Genomic DNA, 1,483 nt, shown 5'->3' with positions numbered 1-1,483 from the left:
GTGGTGACATTTACCACCTTGGGCTATGGCGATTTTATACCTGTTGGTTTTTCGAGATTCGTGGCTGCGCTGGAGGCATTTACAGGTGCTTTTACCATCGCGCTGTTTGTGGTGGTGTTTGTGAAGAAGATGACGCGTTGATTAATATGGGTTAACGCTGACACTTAGGGCAATAAACACTGTTTCTTGTCGCTAATTTAAGCTCTTTAAAAGGGGTTTGCCCACGATTGAGGCATTTTCTGCTGCTTTACTCGTTCCCACGCTCTGCGTGGTAATGCATACGGAACGTAGAGTTATACTCCCACTCATAATTAAAACTATTCGCCTTCAAGCGAAAGCCAATAACAAACCTAACGTTGACATTTAGGACAATAAACACTGTTTCTTGCGGCTAATTTAACCGCTTTTAAAGGGGTTTGGCAGTTGGGGCATTTCTGGCCCGCTTTACCATAAATATGTAATGTTTGTTGAAAATAGCCGGGTTTACCATCTCCTCCGACAAAATCTCTTAGCGTGGTACCTCCTTGCAGTATCGCTTGTTGTAAAATATCTTTAATTGCACTGACTAATAACTGATAGCGTTTTTGCGAGATATTGCCCGCTGCGCGAGTAGGATTAATACCCGCCTGAAATAACGCCTCTGAGGCATAAATATTGCCAACCCCAGTTACCACCTTCTGATCCATTATAAATTGCTTAACGGGCAGTTTTCGCTTCTGTGCGGCTTTGTATAAGTACGCAGCATTAAAATCATTACAAAGCGGCTCGGGGCCTAATTTATTGAGTAGCGGAGACTGCTCTGGATTTAAGCCTAGCCAAAGAATTGCTCCGAAGCGCCGCGGATCGGTAAAACGTAATAAACAGTCAGGAAAAATAATATCAACATGATCGTGTTTTTGTGCTGGGGTATTTAAGGGACAGATGCGCAAACTGCCCGACATACCAAGGTGTATCAATAGAGTGCCGGTAGCAAAATTAAGAAGCAGGTATTTAGCGCGCCGCTCGATTGATATTAAGACTTCATTTTCAATATAAGAGAGTAAATTTTCAGGTATCTTCCAGCGCAGTTGTGTATGGCGAAGGATTACATCTTTTGCTTTTTTATCAATAAGATGAGGGGTGATTCCTAGGCGGCTGGTTTCAACTTCTGGTAATTCAGGCATAAATACGCTCTTTTAGGCTAATATTATACCCAAACTACTTCAAGATGCAGGAATCTGCAAGACGATAAATGATGAGGTTCTAGGCAGAAGGTTGATGATCTAGTTATTCTAAATCAAAGCCTTCTAACAACGAAGATCATCGTTTATCGCCTTGCCCTTCGGGAGTTTCGCCCGAAAGCTAGCAAATCAACACAGCGTTGCGCTTACTTTAAAACAAAGAGGTGAAAAGGAATAACCATACAAGATGCTAAATGCTTGCATTTACATCTACCGATAGAGGATTAACGAAGTTAATCGCTCGAAAGGTCATCATATTGCGC

2 protein-coding genes and 1 pseudogene are annotated in these 1,483 nt (G+C 42.2%); 1 reads left to right on the top strand and 2 read right to left on the bottom strand.

The annotated features are described in order from the left end of the window. Positions 1–141: ion channel (locus AC4GME_RS16760; RefSeq protein ID WP_490379826.1), on the top strand; the 141-nt coding region annotated here is incomplete at its 5' end. Positions 142–151: 10 nt separating this feature from the next. On the opposite strand, the pseudogene AC4GME_RS16755 reads toward AC4GME_RS16760, so the two are convergent. After that, positions 152–214: pseudogene (locus AC4GME_RS16755) on the bottom strand (zinc finger domain-containing protein); the annotation flags it as partial. 136 nt (positions 215–350) lie between these two features. Further along, positions 351–1,163, bottom strand: coding sequence for a bifunctional DNA-formamidopyrimidine glycosylase/DNA-(apurinic or apyrimidinic site) lyase (gene mutM, locus AC4GME_RS16750; protein WP_490379821.1), 813 nt, complete (start codon positions 1,161–1,163; stop codon positions 351–353). Positions 1,164–1,483: the final 320 nt, after the last annotated feature.

This window comes from Psychromonas sp., from assembly GCF_983033635.1.
This window is presented reverse-complemented; position numbering and strand designations above follow the sequence as displayed.